Origin of the sequence: Flavobacterium chungangensis (assembly GCF_042654045.1) — a bacterium.
Classification (GTDB): domain Bacteria; phylum Bacteroidota; class Bacteroidia; order Flavobacteriales; family Flavobacteriaceae; genus Flavobacterium; species Flavobacterium chungangensis.
The window spans coordinates 1-1,199 of sequence record NZ_JBHSFY010000034.1 but is presented as its reverse complement, the minus strand read 5'-3'; the positions used below and the strand labels follow the sequence as shown (position 1 = coordinate 1,199).

Below are 1,199 nucleotides of genomic sequence, written 5' to 3'. Positions count from 1 at the left end.
TTTTTTAAAATTTAAGTAGATTTATGATTGAGAAAGGAAGCAAAAGTAAACTGTTCGTTCCTCTGAGCTTGAGACTCATATCCTGATTAAGACTTTAGCTTCCCTTTCATCAAAGACTCAGATAGAAATTTGGGCTAGTGACCCGTTATTAAGGAGTTGGGCTTATGATGAATTTCTCAAATCATTTGTTGAATTGTAAAAGCAAAGTTATGAAAAACATTATTATTGGCATTGATATCAGCAGTAAGACTTTAGATATCTGTATAAAAGAAGAATCAATAAATTACTTTTCTATTGAAAACAACCTTCAGGCTATAAAGCATTTTTTCAAAAAATATTCAGGTGAAAATGTAATGTTAGCCATGGAAAATACTGGCAGATACAACTGGAATCTCTTTGAGGTTTTGGAAAAATTCAACTTTAAAGTGTATGTAATATCAGCGCTGCATATCAAGAAAAGCATTGGTCTTGTAAGAGGGAAAAATGATAAAATCGATGCATTGCGAATTTGTAATTTTATTGAAAAAAATTATCAGGAAAATAGAGAATGGAAACCAAGCTCCAGTTCTATTAAAAAGATAAAGATCCTATTGACTGAAAGAGCTTTAAGAATAAAAATCAAAAAACAGCTTATGGTTCAGCATCATGATTACAAATTAATGAAAGGTATTGGATTGGATAAAGATCTGAAAAATTTAAATTTAAAACTCATTAAAAATATTGAGGAGCAAATTAAGATTATTGAAAATGATATTGAAAAGATAATCAATAGTGATAAAAGTTTAAGCCAACAGCAGAAATTGATAAGATCAGTTCCTGGAGTAGGTCAAGTTTTATCATGGACATTGTTGTCAAAAACAGAAGGTTTTACTATCATAACAGATCCTAGAAAAATGGCATGCTACAGCGGAGTTGTGCCTTTTGATTTTCAATCTGGAACATCATTAAAAAGAAGGCCGGGAGTATCAATGCTTGCAGATAAAAACTTAAAAACTGTTTTGCATATGGCAGCAATGAGCGCAATTAGACTCGATAATGATCTTAGAAGATATTACATCAGAAAAGTTGATGAAGGAAAAAATAAAATGAGTGTTTTAAATGCCGTGAGAAACAAAATAATCCATCGAGTTTTTGCGGTAATAAAAAACCAAACCTTTTATGAAAAAGATTTGGTTTTATCATAGAAATCAGGATGACAA

Annotated in this window: 1 protein-coding gene; it reads left to right on the top strand. The window is 30.4% G+C overall.

Annotated elements, in window-relative coordinates; translation table 11 throughout:
* Positions 1-209 precede the first annotated feature (209 nt).
* Positions 210-1,184, top strand: a complete 975-nt coding sequence (locus ACFO3N_RS24905; RefSeq protein WP_379801512.1) for an IS110 family RNA-guided transposase — start codon at positions 210-212, stop codon at positions 1,182-1,184.
* The last annotated feature ends 15 nt before the right edge of the window (positions 1,185-1,199 follow it).

Excerpts from the sequence above, each read along its gene's own strand:
- ACFO3N_RS24905 (WP_379801512.1), top strand. The coding sequence starts at position 210 with ATGAAAAACATTATTATTGGCATTGATATCAGCAGTAAGACTTTAGAT.